Annotated in this window: 12 protein-coding genes; 11 read left to right on the forward strand and 1 reads right to left on the reverse strand. The window is 38.0% G+C overall.

The annotated features are described in order from the left end of the window. Window positions 1-214 precede the first annotated feature (214 nt). The 11 genes from nagB to ACY0M5_RS04870 all read left to right on the forward strand — a co-directional run bounded on the left by nagB (window position 215) and on the right by ACY0M5_RS04870 (window position 17,495). Window positions 215-2,197, forward strand: coding sequence for a glucosamine-6-phosphate deaminase (gene nagB / locus ACY0M5_RS04820; protein WP_124994064.1), 1,983 nt, complete (start codon window positions 215-217; stop codon window positions 2,195-2,197). Between the two features lie 85 nt (window positions 2,198-2,282). Then, window positions 2,283-5,402, forward strand: coding sequence for a golvesin C-terminal-like domain-containing protein (locus ACY0M5_RS04825; RefSeq protein WP_461630978.1), 3,120 nt, complete (start codon window positions 2,283-2,285; stop codon window positions 5,400-5,402). Window positions 5,403-5,429: 27 nt separating this feature from the next. Next, window positions 5,430-6,899: a glycosyltransferase family 2 protein gene (locus ACY0M5_RS04830; RefSeq protein WP_461630979.1), complete on the forward strand. Its 1,470-nt coding sequence runs from the start codon at window positions 5,430-5,432 to the stop codon at window positions 6,897-6,899. Window positions 6,900-7,191: 292 nt separating this feature from the next. Then, window positions 7,192-8,070, forward strand: a complete 879-nt coding sequence (locus ACY0M5_RS04835) for an N-acetylmuramoyl-L-alanine amidase-like domain-containing protein (protein ID WP_461630980.1) — start codon at window positions 7,192-7,194, stop codon at window positions 8,068-8,070. Window positions 8,071-8,146: 76 nt separating this feature from the next. Beyond that, on the forward strand, window positions 8,147-9,175 hold the full coding sequence (locus ACY0M5_RS04840; protein ID WP_461630981.1) for a DUF4922 domain-containing protein: 1,029 nt from the start codon (window positions 8,147-8,149) through the stop codon (window positions 9,173-9,175). A gap of 298 nt (window positions 9,176-9,473) precedes the next feature. Next, window positions 9,474-10,388 carry a GNAT family N-acetyltransferase gene (locus ACY0M5_RS04845; RefSeq protein WP_461630982.1) on the forward strand — a complete coding sequence of 305 codons (915 nt, stop codon included), beginning with the start codon at window positions 9,474-9,476 and terminating at the stop codon, window positions 10,386-10,388. 111 nt (window positions 10,389-10,499) lie between these two features. Further along, window positions 10,500-11,825 (forward strand): SpoIID/LytB domain-containing protein, encoded by a 1,326-nt coding sequence (locus ACY0M5_RS04850; RefSeq protein WP_461630983.1) that lies wholly within the window; start codon window positions 10,500-10,502, stop codon window positions 11,823-11,825. 184 nt (window positions 11,826-12,009) lie between these two features. Continuing rightward, on the forward strand, window positions 12,010-13,317 hold the full coding sequence (locus ACY0M5_RS04855; protein WP_461630984.1) for an MFS transporter: 1,308 nt from the start codon (window positions 12,010-12,012) through the stop codon (window positions 13,315-13,317). Beyond that, window positions 13,307-13,837, forward strand: a complete 531-nt coding sequence (locus ACY0M5_RS04860; RefSeq protein WP_461630985.1) for a GDSL-type esterase/lipase family protein — start codon at window positions 13,307-13,309, stop codon at window positions 13,835-13,837. The genes ACY0M5_RS04855 and ACY0M5_RS04860 overlap by 11 nt, the downstream gene beginning before the upstream one ends. 13 nt (window positions 13,838-13,850) lie before the next feature. Continuing rightward, the gene (locus ACY0M5_RS04865) at window positions 13,851-14,960 is read left to right on the forward strand and encodes an acyltransferase family protein (protein WP_461630986.1); all 1,110 of its coding nucleotides are present in this window, start codon (window positions 13,851-13,853) and stop codon (window positions 14,958-14,960) included. Between the two features lie 57 nt (window positions 14,961-15,017). Then, entirely contained in the window at window positions 15,018-17,495 is a 2,478-nt protein-coding gene (locus ACY0M5_RS04870) for a glycoside hydrolase family 9 protein (RefSeq protein ID WP_461630987.1), read from the forward strand. Window positions 17,496-17,504: 9 nt separating this feature from the next. On the opposite strand, the gene ACY0M5_RS04875 is transcribed toward ACY0M5_RS04870, so the two are convergent. Then, complete coding sequence (locus tag ACY0M5_RS04875; RefSeq protein WP_461630988.1) at window positions 17,505-18,014, reverse strand: threonine/serine exporter family protein; 510 nt, start codon at window positions 18,012-18,014, stop codon at window positions 17,505-17,507. Between the last annotated feature and the right edge of the window lie 2 nt (window positions 18,015-18,016).

Raw genomic sequence — 18,016 nt, forward strand, 5'->3', positions numbered from 1 at the left:
AATTAAATTAATATTGAATTTGTATTTTTCCATTTTCATTCCTTCTACATTGCTTAATATCCTTATCGTACGGGTGAATTTATTTTCACGTTACAAATATATAAAAATTAAACATTTGTAAAAAGTATTATATAACATGTATGACCAATTTTGGAAAATATGATTTTCTGTTCTATTTTTGATCCGAAAGTAATTTAAATCAGGAGATAGCAAAATGGAGAATCAGATACTGCAATTTAGGGAAGAGCTTGATGAAGCCAAGTTGTATTACCAACCTTCAGATGAGTTCGACAGAACAGTGAAAACCCGGTATGAGAAAATGCCGGCAGATATTTTTTCAACTGCTGAAAAGGCAGCCAAGTGGGTTGCAGGTGAAATTGCAAATGAAATTAAGCAAAAACAAAAGCTTGGCGAAATGTGTGTTGTAGGATTAGCTACCGGTGCAACGCCATTGGGAGTGTATTCCGAACTGATTCGTTTGCACAAAGAAGAAGGCTTGTCATTTTTGAATGTGGTTACTTTTAATTTGGATGAGTATTATCCGATGTTGAAATTAAGCGCACAAAGCTATAATCATTACATGAACGACGTTTTATTTAATCATATCGATATTCCTAAAAATCAAATTCATGTACCAAATGGTGAGGTAAGCAAGGTCACAATTACCGGATACTGCAATGAGTATGAAAGACTGATTGATTCTTTTGGGGGATTGGATTTGCAAATACTTGGAATTGGTCGTACAGGGCACATTGGATTTAATGAACCAGGTTCACAATTGGATTCGATAACCCGCTTGATTATGCTCGATTCTTTGACCAGACGAGATGCTGCCAAAGATTTTAATGGCTTAAATAATGTACCTAAGGCGGCTATAACAATGGGTGTTGGAACCATATTTAAAGCCAAAAGGGTTATTTTAATGGCTTGGGGCGAAGGAAAAGCGGCGATTGTAAAAAAAGCATTGGAAGAAAGTCAGTGTGATGCTGTTCCCGCCAGTTATTTGCAACGACATACCGATGTGAAGTTCGTTTTGGATGTGCCTGCGGCAAGTGAATTGTCAAGAGTGAAAAATCCTTGGTTGGTTGGAAGTATTGAGTGGGATCGGTATTGGATTCGGAAAGCGGCAGTTTGGTTGTGTAATAAATTACAAAAACCAATTTTAAAACTGACTAATCGTGATTATAATGATAATGGATTGAGTGAGTTACTTGCTTTGTATGGCTCGGCTTACGAGGTAAATATTAAGGTGTTTAATGATTTGCAGCACACCATAACCGGTTGGCCTGGAGGCAAGCCAAATGCTGATGATTCTCATCGTCCGGAGAGAGCAGAACCTGCAAGTAAAAGAGTTTTGGTTTTTAGTCCGCACCCTGATGATGATGTAATTTCGATGGGAGGAACTTTGAAACGATTGGTGGATCAAAACCATGAAGTTCATGTTGCATACCAAACTTCAGGAAATATTGCGGTTGCCGATGATGAGGCGGTGAGATATCTTTCTTTTGTAAAAAGTTTTTCGAGAACTCATGATACAAACGAGGGCAATCTTCAGTGTGTAATTGAAGACATTCAAAAATTTCTTTTGGAAAATAAAAAGCCGGGAGGAATGGATACAGCTGAAGTGCGCAATATGAAAGCCTTAATCAGGAGAGGAGAGGCAAAAGCTGCCTGCCGTTTTGTAGGTATTCGATCTAAGAACCTTCATTTTTTGGATCTTCCTTTTTATGAAACGGGTACGGTTAAGAAAAATCCGTTGGGGAAAGAAGATGTTCGTATTCTTGTGAATTTGCTTCGAAAAATAAAGCCGCATCAGATATTTGCTGCGGGTGATTGGTCTGATCCTCATGGAACGCACCGGGTATGTTGGGAAGGAATTTACCAGGCATTAAAAATAGTGAAAGATGAAGAGTGGATGAAGGATTGCTATATATGGTTATACCGTGGAGCTTGGCAGGAGTGGGATTTGGACGAAATTCAAATGGCTGTTCCGGTTAGTCCTGAAGAATTGCAGCACAAACGGAATGCAATATTACGACATCAATCGCAAATGGAAAGTGCTCCCTTTATGGGAAATGATTCCCGATTATTCTGGCAAAGATCAGAAGAAAGAAATAGGGCTACAGCCGATTTATTTAACAAATTGGGCTTGGCAGAATACGAGGCAATTGAAGCTTTTGTCAGGTTTATTGTTTAGATTTATCTGAGAATTTCCGAATTCGACAGCTTGAATTCGGGCTTCTCTTTAACTGGTTCATTTTAACTGAAAAACAATGATTTCCATGTCTGGATTTTTTATAAATATCCGTTTTCTTAGAATGCTTTGTGTAATCTCTGTATTGTTGTTCTCAAATTTTAATTTGATAGCTGCTAAGAAATCGGACCGACTAACTCGAAAAGCCGATAAAGCGGCACAATCTTTTGTTGAGCAAGCTTCCAAAGATTTTGTTTTCACATTTAAGTACGATAGTTTACAAATAGATTCAGAGCAAGAAGAAATTATATTGTATATGAATCCGGTGTTTTCGTATATTCCGTTTCGTCCGGAGTCTGTACAGAGATATAAGAAAGATTTCAAGGAAGATTTGGGTCGGAGATTTAAAAACTATTCCATCCGAATGGAAAGTATGGGACAGGAAATAAGTGATTTAATCCCTAATTTCTATCGGAATGGAATTGTTGAGGCGGATACAAATCGTTTGAATAAGAATCATGAAGTAACGCAAGCTTTGGTGCGAAGAGTAAACACAGGGAACGATGCAAAACTTGGATTGGAAAATAAACACATTGCTTTGTGGCATTCTCATGGATGGTACTATGAAAACACGCTGGACAGATGGGAATGGCAGCGGGCAAGAGTGTACACAACAGTGGAAGATTTGTGGACAATGGAATTTGTTGTTCCATATATTGCTCCCATGCTCGAAAAGGCCGGTGCTAACGTATTGTTCCCGCGCGAAAGAGATGTTCAAAGAAATGAGCTGATCGTTGATGCTGATTGGTCATCGGAAGGTTCGGAGTGTATGGTAGATGCTTCCGTTTGGGAATTGAATTCTCAAGCGGGTTTCGCAAACAAATATCCCTTTTATATTGAAGGAGAAAATCCATTTGAACTGGGAAAGAGCTATCAGACAGAGGCGAGTGCGGTAGAATCTACGAAAGTTCAATATTTACCCAATTTTACGGAAAAAGGAGAATATGCAGTGTCTGTTTCCTATTCTGATGATGAGGATAATGTGAATGATGCGCACTATACCGTGTATCATGCAGGAGGTAAAACTGAATTTTTGGTGAATCAAAGCATGGGTGGTAAAACCTGGATTTATTTGGGGACTTTTCTTTTTGATAAAGGGAAGAATCCCGAAAAGGGAATGGTTGAACTGACTAACGAAAGTAAGGAGCCTGGGAAATGGATTTCGGCTGATGCAATACGATTTGGAGGAGGAATGGGAAACATTGCCCGAGGGAATCCTGAAGAATTGGATGAATTGAAAAAGCAAAGAACAGAGCTTGGTTTTAAATTGGACTCCTGTGTTTGGCAAAAATATACGAGTAATCGGCCAAGATATCAGGAGGCTGCACGTTACTATCTTCAGTATGCAGGAATGCCTGATTCGATAGTTTATAGTATCAATAAAGATTACGATGCTGATTACAGTAACCGAGGAAAAGATGCGGTTAAGTTTCAGAAAAGAGAAGTTGGTAAAACGGATTACAAAGATGATTATATGAGTCGTGGAGAGTGGGTGGACTATTTGATCGGAGCACCATCTGGACCAACAAAAAATGTGGATGCAAAAGGTTTGGGTATTCCAATTGATATGGCCCTGGCGTTTCATACAGATGCTGGAATTACACCGAATGATGCTATCATTGGAAGTTTGGCTATTTATTCGACCACCTGGGATGAGGATTATTTTCCAAATGGAGAATCGAAATGGGCAAGCCGTGATTTAACGGATATTGTTCAGTCACAGGTTGTGGAAGATATTCGCAAGAAGTATGAGCCTAAATGGAGGCGCCGAGGAATGTGGAACAAACAATATTCAGAAGCTTATCGCCCAAAAGTTCCTACCATGTTGTCTGAACTCTTATCGCATCAGAATTTTGCTGATATGTATCAGGGAATGGATCCGAAATTCAAATTCGATATCAGCAGAGCTTATTACAAAGGGATTTTAAAGTTTCTGTCATCTCAGGATGGAAGGGATTATGTGGTGCAGCCTTTGCCGGTTGATCATTTTCAAATCAGGGAAACTGAAAAAGGAATTGTTCTTTCTTGGAAACCAGTAATAGACCAATTGGAGCCTACGGCAGTTTCTGAATCATACAAAGTTTACACAAGAATTGAAGATGGTGGGTTTGATAACGGAATAGTTGTCCCCAATTCAGAATACATTATTACGAATTGCAAACCGGGTGTGATTTACAGTTTTAAGGTAACTGCTTTGAATAATGGCGGAGAAAGTTTTGATTCGGAAATATTAGCCTATTGCAAATCAGAAAATGGTAAAAAACCGGTTTTGATTGTAAATGGATTCGATCGAGTCTCTGCTCCTCAGGGTTTTGACGATGGCAAATTGGCCGGTTTCGTAAGTTCGGAAGATGAGGGTGTCGCATACAAAAGAAATATTGCCTATGTAGGTGATCAGTACGATTTCGATCGAAAATCAAAGTGGTTGAATGATGATGCATCGGGTCATGGAAGCTCATATGCCGATCAGGAAGAACGAATCATTCCGGGTAATAGTTTCGATTATCCGTTTGTGCACGGACAAGCAGTTCGGGATAATGGTTTTGGATTTGTGTCGATGAGTGATGAGGCCTTTGAGGAATTGAATTGGGCGGCGCAGGATTATTCTGTGTTGGATTTAATTTTTGGAGAGGAAAAAACGACCAAAAGAATTTACGGCAAAGAGAATAAAGATTTTACAATTTACACTCCTGAAATGAGAGAGGCGATTCGTAAGTATCTAAAAGGGAATAATGCAAAATTAATTATTTCCGGAGCTTATGTGGGAACAGATTTGGAATTGTGCGGCGATACTTTGGCAAAATCTTTTGCGGAGGATGAATTGCATTATCAGTTCAGAACCAATCATGCAAGCAAATTGGGCAGCGTATCGCATACAAACGAAGTGAGAAATAATTTTACAGGAGAATATCAATTCGAAACAGGATATTCACCTGATATATATAAGGTTGAAGCACCCGATGCGATTGAACCTAAAGGGGAAGATGCAAAAGTTCTTCTTCGTTATTCAGGAAATAATAAAAGTGCCGGTGTAGTGTATGATGGAAACTATCAATCTGTAATTTTAGGCATTCCATTTGAAACACTGGAAACGAAAGAGTATCGCATTGAATTGATGAAACAGATGTTTCAATTTTTTAATCAGTAAGAAAATAATAAAAACACAATAATTACTATGAACGAAAAGGTGACATGTTTTATTCCTTTTGGAACAAAGGAAGAGACCGAAATAACAATCAATGAGCTGATTAAATCAGATTTGACAGCTGCGATTTATGTGGTAGGCGGAGATGCAGAACTAGATGCTGAAGGTGTTACTGTTTTAACATCGGAAACCTTATCGCACGGAAAAACGATTCATGCAATTGCTGAGAAAACAGATTCTGAATATGTTTTCATCTATACAAAAACAAGTGCCTTAACTTTGGGTCAATTGGCTTTGGATCGGTTTATGAAAGTAGCCAAGGATACAAATAGTGGTTTGGTGTATTCAAATTATCGTGCCATTAAAGATGGTGTGGTTGAAAATTGTCCGGTAATCGATTATCAGGAAGGAAGTTTGAGAGATGATTTTAATTTTGGATCGGTTCTTTTTTATGATGCGAAAGTGTTAAGAGAAGCCGTGAAAGATGTTGATACTTCTTTTCGTCATGCAGGATTGTATGAATTGCGTTTGGCAATGGCTGCCCGTTCCGAATTCATGAGAATTCCGGAAGTATTGTACACCGAAGAAGAAATGGATACAAGAAAATCGGGAGAGAAAATTTTTGATTACGTTGATCCTAAGAATCGTGCCGTACAAATTGAAATGGAGATTGCCTGCACCGAGCATCTGAAGAGAATCGGAGCTTTTTTAGCGCCAAAATTTGACGATGTTGCCTTTGATGAAGGTAATTTTAAAGTGGAAGCTTCTGTTGTGATTCCGGTTCGCGATCGTGTAAAAACCATCGAGGATGCGATTAAATCGGTATTGGCTCAAAAGGCGGATGTGGATTTCAATTTGATTGTTGTTGACAATTATTCTACAGATGGAACGACTGAAATTATTCAGAAATATGCTGCTGTGGACAATCGGATCATTCATATTATTCCGGAACGAAAAGATTTGGGAATTGGTGGTTGCTGGAATGAGGCAGTAGCTCACGAGTCTTGCGGTAAATTTGCCATTCAGTTGGATAGTGATGATTTATATGCCGATGAAACCACTGTGCAGAAAGTTGTAGATGCATTTTACAGTCAAAACTGTGCTATGGTTGTAGGAACTTATCAGATGGTAAATTTTGCATTGGAAGAAATTCCTCCGGGAATTATTGATCACAAAGAGTGGACTCCGGAAAACGGAAGAAACAATGCGCTTCGTATTAATGGATTGGGAGCTCCCCGTGCATTCTATACTCCGGTATTGCGAAGGAATCCAATTCCAAATGTAAATTACGGTGAGGATTATGCTTTAGGATTAGCAATTTCGCGTAATTATCAGATTGGTAGAATTTACGATCCAATTTATTTGTGTCGTCGGTGGGATGATAATTCGGATGCATCTTTGGATATTGAAAAAATGAATACTCACAATACGTACAAGGATCGTATTCGTACCATCGAATTGAAGGCTAGAAAACTGTTGTGTAAAAAATACATGATTTAGACTCTGTGTAACTAGTGATCTCTGTGGTAAAAAAAGTCTAACCACTGAGAGCACAGAGTTACACAGAGAAAAAAAAGGAATACAGGGGTGATTTGCAAAATGTTAATTTGGTGTAATTTGATCGTGCCAATAGTTTGTTAAATCTTTGTAAATACCTACGATTTAGACTCTGTGAACCTCAGTGTTCTCCGTGGTAAAAAAATAGTTTAATCACAAAAAGCAGGGAGATTCACAGAGAAAAATAGGAATACAGGTATTATTTTAGTGAGAAACCTGATAAAAAATAAGAAGTATGAAGCAATTTTTTCAAATTTTAGTGGTATTGCTTATTTCTCTAAGCTCTTGTCAAGGAAAAAAAATCCAACAAGAGGTAAAGGACTCTGTTCAATTAAAAGATTCTGTTGATCAGGAAATTTTTAATTCCATTCGGGAAATTGCAGTTTCGGCTTCACTGGATTCGCTCTCTTTGGAAGACAGGGTAATTGAAGTGGCAAAAATGTTTATGCAAACAGCCTATGTTGGCGGTACTTTGGATGGGGGAGAGAAAGAACAGTTGGTCGTTAATTTCCGGGAGTTGGATTGTACTACTTATCTGGAGAATGTGGTGGCCTTATCAAAAGTACTATCCAACGACTCGCTTACAACTGATGATTTTTTGAAAGAACTTGAAAATCTGCGTTACCGAAATGGCAAACTGACTGATTATTCTTCGCGTCTGCATTATTTCTCCGATTGGATTTATGAAAATGAAAAGAAGGGAATCGTAAAAAACATTACGTCTGAAATTGGTGGTGAAAAGTACAACAAAACAATCAATTTTATGAGTACGCATGTCGATTCTTATCCTGTTTTAAAAGCCGATTCTTCATTGGTAGAAGAGATCCGGAAGACCGAAAATGAAATCAATAAAAGAGAATTGTTCTATATACCGGAAGCAAAAATACAACAGCTTGAGGATAAAATTCATAATGGAGATTTAATTGCTATTACTACTAAAATAGAAGGACTGGATATATCTCATGTGGGAATTGCTATTCATGTGAATAACCGATTGCATCTGATGCACGCTTCCAGCAAAGCTAAAAAAGTGGTGATTTCAGATATTCCCTTGGCAGAAATGCTCATGCAAAGTAAATATCAATCGGGGATTATGGTGGCCAGGTTGCAGTAAACTATAACTCTGACAGAGTCGGAGACCGGTAAGCGTTAAATGATTTAATTTAACAAACAGACTAAAGGAATATATTTTGTCAAGATATTGGGAAACAATGAATGTAAACAGCATAAATAAATTAGAGAATTTATTGGAGGAGAAATCTTCCACACAGATATTAGGTGATTTTCTGAACGATCAGCTTAGAAATTGGCCTTTGGCAACAGGAAATTACAAGGGATTGGAAAAAGTTGAAGAGAAAGAATTTCAATTCGATGGATATAAGATAAAAGTTCAGTTCAATCCTGAAAGAATCAGATCATCAGCCGCGAAAGTAGATCAAAAGAGTATTGAAAATCGTGCTTGTTTTTTGTGCCTCGATAAACTTCCCAAAGAACAAGGTGGTATCGCTCAAGGCGATGATTTTGTGATTTTGGTAAATCCGTTTCCAATTATCCCACAACATTTTACCATTCCAAAAATCGATCATGTCGATCAGAGTTTTGAAGAGAATGTTTCAGGAATGTTGTCTTTGGCTAAAAATATGCAAGGATATACTTTGTTTTATAACGGGCCAAAGTGCGGTGCTTCAGCTCCCGATCATATGCATTTTCAGGCAGGGAATAAATATTTTATGCCAGTAGAAACAGAGTATGCAGTTTTGAAAAATTTGCAATCGGAGCTTTTGAGCGATTCGAATCAATTTGAGATGCGTGCTTTTCCGAATTATCTTAGGAAAATGATTTCCATAGAGTCGGAAAATGAAAAAGAAATGATGAAGGCTGTTTCTGTTTTTTATCAGACTTTTTCGGCGATGCAACCGGAGGAAAAAGAGCCAATGCTAAATGCAATTTGTTTTTTTTCTGATGGCAAATATAGTATGCATTTGTTTCCACGAAAACTGCATCGTCCATCGCAATATTTTGCTGAAGGTGATCAGCAATTGCTGATAAGCCCTGCATCAGTAGATTTTGGCGGTGTATTTATTACTCCCCGGCGGGAGGATTTTGAGAAAATCACATCGGAGGATATCGTAGATATCTTCAAACAAGTAAGTGTTGACGATGAGTTTTTCGGAACTCTTTGCGAGAAGTTAAGAGCTAAATTAGGAATCTCACTTTAAGGAGAAAAGAAATTGTATACTCCCGTAAAAGACACGGTTTTTTCTCGAGAGAAACTAAAATGTAGATCTTGGGACTGAAAATGTAACAAAAGGGAGTATGAATGTAGGTCGAGGAACTGTGAATGTAACAGGAAGTAATTCAAATGTAAGTCGAGGGAATGCAATTGTAGCACGAAGTAATTTAAATGTAAGTTGAGGGACTGTGAATGTAACAGGAAGTAACGCAAATGTAAGCCGAAGGAATGCAATTGTAAAAAAGCCTTTACTTCAAATTAACCTCTAAGTAATTAAAAGAAACATGTCCAATACCATACGACAATATCACGACAACGATTTTGATGAAGTTTTGACTCTTTGTCAAAATACTCACAAGTTCGATTCTTTTACCAAAGAATTACTTCACGAGAAAATCTACGAAGATCCTTTTTTTAATCCTGAAATTATTTGGGTTACCACGGAAGGAAATGCTATTGTTGGATTTTTAATGGGAACCTGCCGAATGGATATTCGGGGAGTGAATTATGGCTACGTAAAACTAATGGCAGTGCAGGAATCTCATCGAAGAAAGGGAATTGCCCGAAGCATGTATGAGTTGCTCGAAAAAGAGTTGCGTTCGCGAAAGGTTGATGTGATGCGTTTGGGTGATGTTCCAATGAATTATTTTATGCCGGGTATCGATCCCCGGTACACACCTGCACTCTGTTTTGCTATGCGAATGGGATTCAATCGATTTATGGACACTTCCAATCTTGTAGTCAATTTATCTGATCGGGAATGGTCTGATGAAAAGAAAATAATGACTTTAAAATCTGAGAATATTGAAGTTTCACGTGCAACAAAAGAAGACAAGGATGAATTGATGGATTTTGTGGCTGAAGAATGGAAGCTATGGCAATATGAATTGGAGATGGCCTGCAAATCGAATCCGATTGCCATTCATATTGCAAAGATGAATGGAAAAATAAAAGCATTCTCGGCACACAGCGCAAATAATAAAGGCTTGCCATGGTTTGGCCCAATGGGAACACATCCCGATTTACGCGGAAAAGGAATGGGAAAAGTGTTGCTGTATCGCTGCATGGAAGATTTGAAAAATATAGGCTTCAAAACAGCAATAATTCCATGGGTAGGACCAATCGATTTTTATTCTCATCATGCAGGAGCTGTGGTCGAAAGAGTATTTTGGCGATATGAGAAAAAACTGACTGAATAAATTGATAAGAAATAAGATGGGAAAGATGAGATAATAAAAGTTGAGTTCCGGATAGTTTGGAGCTGTAAATAATCTATTGTCTGGGATCTAATATCTAAAACCTATTAAAAAATGAACGAACCACAATTACGGGTAGGCATCATGTACGAGCCTAAAATTTCATTTACATTAAATGGAATTTACATCCTCCAGCAAAATGGAAAAGAATATACAGGAAAGCAAAATGCCTGCTATATTAATGATAAAATATCTTTTGATGGTCTTGTAGATGAAGAATTGGTTTTTTATCCTAAATATTACGAAGAAGCATCTTTCGATTTGTCTGATGTGACAATTGGGATTAAATTCCATTGGGAACGAAAAGAAAATCAACGATTTAAAGGGGCTTTGCAATTTATTTGCGAGGATGAAAAATTGACTGCCATCAATGTTCTTTCTTTAGAGGATTATTTGGTAAGTGTTATTTCATCTGAAATGAGTGCTACCAGCAGTATAGAATTGTTGAAAGCTCATGCAATTATTTCCCGTTCCTGGCTAATTGCGCAGGTGATAAAAGGAGCTGAATTGCAAAAAACAGAAACTAATTATCAGAGTATAGTTGAAACCGATGAGCAATATATTCGTTGGTACGATCGCGAAGATCATGTGAATTTTGATGTTTGTGCCGATGATCATTGTCAGCGTTATCAAGGCATTACCAAACAATCTACCCAATTGGTAGTTGATGCAATTAATGCAACCCGTGGATTGGTACTTACCAGTGAGGGGGAAGTCTGTGATGCCCGTTTCTCGAAATGTTGCGGCGGCGTTGCAGAGACGTTTGAAAATGTATGGGAACCTAAAAATCATAAATACCTGCAGGCTGTTATCGATAATCCGAAAGTTCCTGCTGGATACGATATGAATCTGGGAAATGAAGTCGCCGCGGTCAAATGGATCCGTACTTCACCTGAAGCATTTTGCAATACCACCAATAAGGAAATTTTGTCGCAGGTTTTGAATGATTACGATCAGGAAACCATGGATTTTTATCGTTGGAAGGTGGAATATACACAAGATGTAATTTCAGAATTAATAGCACGTAAAACGGGTAAAGATTTTGGACAAATTCTGGATTTAATTCCTGTTGAACGAGGTGAGTCAGGTCGTTTAATCAAGCTGAAAATTGTTGGTTCAAAACGAAGTTTCGTGATCGGAAAAGAATTGGAAATCAGAAAAGTACTTTCCGAATCACATTTATACAGTTCTGAATTTGTAGTTGATAAAGAAGGAGAAGAGAATGGAGTTCCGGCTAAATTTATTTTGATTGGTGCCGGCTGGGGACATGGGGTTGGTCTTTGTCAGATTGGAGCTGCAGTGATGGGTGCCAAAGGATACAAATACGATGAAATTTTGCTGCATTATTTCCGTGGAGCAGAATTGGAAAAAAGATATTAATTATAGATGTGAGATTTAAAATGTGAGGTATTCTTTTTTTTGAATGCTGTAAATAGCCTCATACCTTACATCTCAAATCTAAGAAAAATAAGATACGTGAATCGGTACTTTTGAAGCTGTAAATAATCTCAGTTCTCAAATCTCACTTCTCATATCTCAGTTCTCAAATCTAAACAAAGAAAGAATGTCAAAAACAAAAACCCGCTCACCATGGGCGTGGATTCCATCTCTTTATTTTGCAGAAGGTATTCCTTACGTTGTGGTGATGACCGTTGCTGTAATCATGTACAAAAAGCTGGGAATTTCTAATACAGATATTGCTTTGTATACTTCCTGGTTGTATTTGCCTTGGATGATTAAGCCTTTTTGGAGTCCGATTGTGGATATCGTTAAAAGTAAACGCTGGTGGATTGTTAGTATGCAATTGTTGATTGGTGCGGGTCTGGCTGGGGTAGCGTTTACGGTTCCTACAACATTCTTTTTTCAGTCAACATTGGCCTTTTTCTGGTTGTTGGCTTTTAGTTCGGCAACTCACGATATTGCTGCCGATGGTTTTTACATGTATGGAATGGACTCCAATAAGCAGGCATATTTTATTGGAATACGAAGTACATTTTATCGTCTGGCGATGATTACCGGACAAGGACTTTTAATTATTCTGGCAGGATATTTTGAAACAACAAAACTGTTCGGGAATAGTGAAAATAACATTCCGCTGGCATGGTCGCTGACCTTTTATATTTTGGCAGTCGGATTTTTGTTATTTTGTGTTTATCACAAGTTTGCACTTCCGCATCCACAAGAAGATGAAGACCGGGAAGTGAAAAGTTTTTCTACAGTGTTTTCTGATTTTGGAGAGACCTTTGTTACTTTCTTCTTGAAAAAGGATATCTGGAAAATCGTAGGATTGCTTTTGGTGTATCGTTTGGGGGAATCTCAGTTGGTAAAAATGGCATCTCCTTTTCTTCTCGATCCTAAAGAGGTTGGCGGATTGGGTTTAACTACAAGTGATGTAGGATTGGTTTATGGAACCATAGGAATTATTTTCCTGACTTTAGGCGGTTTATTGGGTGGATTTTTAGCTTCTAAAAATGGGTTGAAACATTGGCTGTGGCCAATGGTTATTGCTATTAACTTACCAAATCTGGTATATGTTTATCTTTCTTACGCATTGCCCGAATCTTTCTTTTTGATTTGTGTTTCGGTGGCAGTTGAGCAATTTGGCTACGGCTTTGGTTTTACAGCTTACATGCTTTATCAGATTTATGTATCTGAAGGAAAACACAAAACAGCTCACTTTGCATTTTGCACAGGTTTAATGGCTGCGGGAATGATGTTTCCAGGAATGATTTCCGGTTGGCTGCAGGAGTTGTTGGGTTATCAGCACTTCTTTATTTGGGTGATGATTTGTACCATTCCAAGTTTTATTATGGTGAAAGTGATTGATATAGATCCAAAATTTGGTATTAAAACAGGAAACAATGAAAAATAGAATTGCTTTTTTAGGAGATAGTTTAACCGAGGGAGGATGCTGGGAAGAATACTTTCCTGCTTATGAAATCTCCAATTTTGGAATATCCGGAGAGCGGTCTGATGAAATCCTATTTCGATTGGATGAGGTTTTGTTCAAGAAGCCTAAAAAGATTTTTTTGATGATGGGAATTAACGATCTGGGTGAAGGTTTAAGTTCTGAAAAGATTCTTACGAATTATCAAAAAATATTTTCAATAATGAAGGAGCATAAGAACATTGAATTGATCGTTCAAAGTCTTTTGCCTACTAATGATACGATGTTTAAGAGTGCCAATTTTGATGGAATGAAAATTCTGGAGGTCAATTATCATTTAAGAGATTTGTGTGATAAAGAGAAGATAACTTTCGTGGATTTGTACACGGCTTTTTCAACCTATAAATCCCAACTGATAAAAGATTATACCAATGATGGTTTGCATTTGAATGAAGCAGGTTACAGAATATGGCAGAATTGTTTGCAATCTGAAAATCTCATTTAAAAATCTTAAAAAGATGAAAAAAACGGAACGTTTAATGGCTTTGGATGCCTTTCGGGGATTAACCATTGCTGCCATGATTACTGTAAATACTCCTGGGAGTTGGGGACATGTTTATGCTCCATTGCTGCATTCCAAGTGGCATGGCTGTACACCAACCGATTTGGTATTTCCTTTCTTTCTATTTGCTGTTGGTGTTGCTATGTGGTTTGCTTTCGGAAAATTTGATCATAAATTAAGTCCCGAAGCAGGCAGGAAGATTCTGAAGCGGACTGTAATCATTTTCGGGATCGGTTTGTTGTTAAATGCGTTTCCATTTGTTCAGGTTGAATGGGAAAATTTCCGGATAATGGGTGTTTTGCAGCGGATTGCCTTGGCCTATGGAATAGGTAGTTTGCTTTGTTTGTCGCTGAGTAAGCTTCGTTTGGTATTTGTTGCATTGGCTATTCTTCTGGTATACTGGGGGTTGATTTTTTCCCTTGGCGGTGATGATCCGTATAGTTTAGAAGGAAATCCCACAATGGCTTTCGATGCCATGATTCTTGGAGCGAACCATATGTACAAAGGGTTTGGCGTAACTTTTGATCCGGAAGGATTGTTTAGCACTCTTCCTGCAATCGCTACAGTAATCCTCGGATATCTTTCAGGATTTTTAATTGAGTCAACCGAGCGTAAAAAGTTGGTTGCAAAGTTATTGTTGTTTGGTTCCTTAGGTGTGATTGCTGGTTTAATTTGGAACTTGGGATTCCCTATTAATAAACCAATTTGGTCTAGTTCTTATGTGATTTATACAGCAGGTTTGGCACTTTTGGTTTTAGCTGTAATGATTTACCTGATAGATATTTTGGAGTACAAAAAATGGGCTCATCCTTTTTTGGTTTTCGGAATGAATCCTTTGTTTATTTATGTTCTTTCAGGAGTTTGGATAAGAGTGATTATTTATCTGGTTCATTTTTCAGATCAGGCAGGAAATTCAACAACCGGATATGTTTGGTTGTATAAAAATGCATTTGCATCCTGGGCAGGAGATATGAATGGATCTTTGTTTTTTGCTCTGGCACATATCGTTGTCTATTGGCTCATCGTGCTGTTTCTCTATCGTCGGAAAATTTTTATTAAGATATAATGTTGTCTTTTATTGAAAATTAAGTTGTTGAAATTGATTAAAATAATTCTAGAAATAATGAATCCAATGTGGTGTCGATTATTATTATTTATATTTCTTTTACCATTACACCTTTTCGCTGAAAAAGTAATTCGAATTAACCAATTGGGATACTTGCCAAATGCGCATAAATCAGCTGTTTTTTTGAGTGATAAACCGATCTTTAATGATAATTTCTATCTTTTTAACAGCTTGTCCGGTAAAAAGGTTTTTGAAGGAAAAGTAGAGATTTATGACGGATCAAGCTGGGGAAAACAAGCGGCTTGCCGACTTGATTTTTCAAAGTTTAAACAAAAAGGTGGGTTTTTTCTGAAGGTAGGTGAAACACAATCAAAATCATTTCGAATCGACTTTGATATATATGATGAAACAGCTGATTTTCTACTGAACTATATGCGTCAGCAACGCTGTGGGTACAATCCATTTTTAAAAGATTCGTGTCATGTGCACGACGGAATAATTGTTGACCATCCAACTCGTTCTGGTGAAAAAATAGATGTAACCGGCGGATGGCATGATGCCTCTGATTACCTTCAGTACGTAACGACATCGGCCAATGCTGTTTACCAAATGTTATTTGCTTACCAGCAAAATCCGGAAGTGTTTAGTGACCGGTTTAACGCGAAGGGACTCTCAGGGGCTAATGGTATTCCTGATATTTTGGACGAAGCTCGTTGGGGCTTGGATTGGCTGTATAAGATGAACCCGGCAAAAAATGAAATGTATAATCAGATTGCTGATGATCGAGATCATCGCGGATTTAGATTGCCAACTCAGGATACGGTTGATTATGGATTTGGAGAGTACCGTCCGGTTTATTTTGTGACTGGAAAGCCGCAAGGGCTTGGTAAATACAAAAATAGAAGCACCGGTGTAGCTTCCACGGCAGCTAAGTATGTCTCGTGTTTTGCATTAGGTGCTAAATTGTTTCAATCTATTGATGCTGATTTTGCAGGTAGAATAACAGAGAAAGCTATTGATGCCTGGGAATGTGCTAAATCTAATCCTGGTGTTTGCCAAACTGCATGTGTCGTTTCACCTTATTTTTATGAGGAAGATAATTATGTAGACGATATGGAGCTGGCGGCATCCTCCTTGTATCATTTGTTCGGAAGCGATGAATATCAGCAACAAGCCAGATATTGGGGAGAGTTGGAGCCGGTGACCCCCTGGATGGAATTACACCGTGCCCGTCATTATCAGTATTATCCTTTTGTTAATTTGGGACATACATGGTTGGCACAATCTCAGGATTCTGTAATTGCAGGACAATTTGTAGCTTTAATGAAACAAGGATTAGATGACTTGGAGCGATTTGATGCAGGGGATCCGTTTTGTATTGGTGTTCCCTTCCAATGGTGTTCTAATAATTTTGTTGTAGCGGCAGCATCTCAGGCTAGGCTATATAGATTGATAACTGGTGATGAAAAGTATGCCGGTATGGAAGCGGCTCTTACTGATTGGCTTTTTGGTTGCAATCCATGGGGAACCAGTATGGTTTGCGGGCTCCCAGCAGGGGGTGATTATCCGGAAGCACCACATTCTTCTATTACTTTTAAATTGGGGCAAACGACAACAGGGGGCTTGGTTGACGGACCTGTTTATAAAGATATCTACGAAAAATTGAGGGGAATTGAGTTGTTTGAGCCGGATGAGTATTCTAATTATCAGGAAGGTAAAGTGGTTTATCATGATGATATTGGAGATTATTCTTCAAATGAGCCTACAATGGACGGTACTGCAAGTTTGACTTATTTACTTTCGTCGCTTGATGCTGAAGGGCAACAAGCAACAACAAAAAATATTGTAAAAGATGAGCAAGGAGCAGTTGTACGAATGGATACAATCAAACGGGAAATTTACTTTATATTTTCAGCGCATAATTTTAATGATGGCGGGCTTGCTATCGAGAAAACTTTAAAGGAGCAAAAGGTTCTGGCTTCTTTTTTCTTTACAGGAGATTTTTATTCTAATCCTGAAAACCAATTGTTAATTAAGAACTTAATAGCTGACGGGCATTATCTGGGAGCACATTCCGATAAGCATTTGCTATATGCTGACTGGTACAAGCGGGATTCATTATTGCTTAGCAGGGATCAATTTGAAACAGACCTGAAAGCTAACTATAGGAATATGGAAAAATCAGGTGTTGATGTGAGATCTGCATCCGTATTTTTGCCTCCTTACGAATGGTATAATTCAATCGTTGTTGATTGGAGTCATCAATTAGGCTTATCATTGATTAATTTTACACCTGGTATACGAACGAATGCTGATTATACGACTCCGAATATGTTAAATTACAGGTCATCAGAAACTATCTTGAACGATTTGGAGCAGTTTGAAATAAATGATCCAAATGGACTTAATGGATGTGTCATATTAGTACATTTAGGGACTGATCCTGCAAGGACAGATAAATTTTATAACCGGATGAAGGAGTTAATTATATCCTTAAAGAAAAAAGGATATAAATTTGCACGATTTGGGGAATAGATTGTCCTTTTATTTAAGGATTTTGGTTGTTTTCAATTTGGTTCGTTTAATTTCTTTTGTCGATTTGTTACGGCTGAGTAACATGGGGGCCGAAACGCCAAGCGAAAGTGCCGATAATACAAAAAAGGCTTTCAATCCATTGTCAACAGTTTCTTGTAACAACTGCAGAAAAACAGCATGGTCATTTTCTGCAGTTAAATGGATAATTCCCAGCATCATTCGGTAAGTAAATGCACCGGGAACCATTGGTATAACCGCAGGAATAGCAAATACGAAGGGTGGCGAATGTCTTAAGTGAGCAGCCCGGATGCTTAAAAAACCAATTAGTAAAGCTCCCATAAGCGAGCTGAGAATGATATTCATTCCCAGCTTCATGCAGATTAGTTTTACTGTTCCGCCCAAAGCACCCATGATGAATATTACCCATAATGTACGGGGAGGAACATTAAAGAGTATTGCAAAACCACAAGCAGCAAACCCCAGCCAAATCCATGTTTCAAAAAATACAATCCACTCCATAT

The organism is Labilibaculum euxinicum, from assembly GCF_963678175.1.
Taxonomy (GTDB): Bacteria; Bacteroidota; Bacteroidia; order Bacteroidales; family Marinifilaceae; genus Labilibaculum; species Labilibaculum euxinus.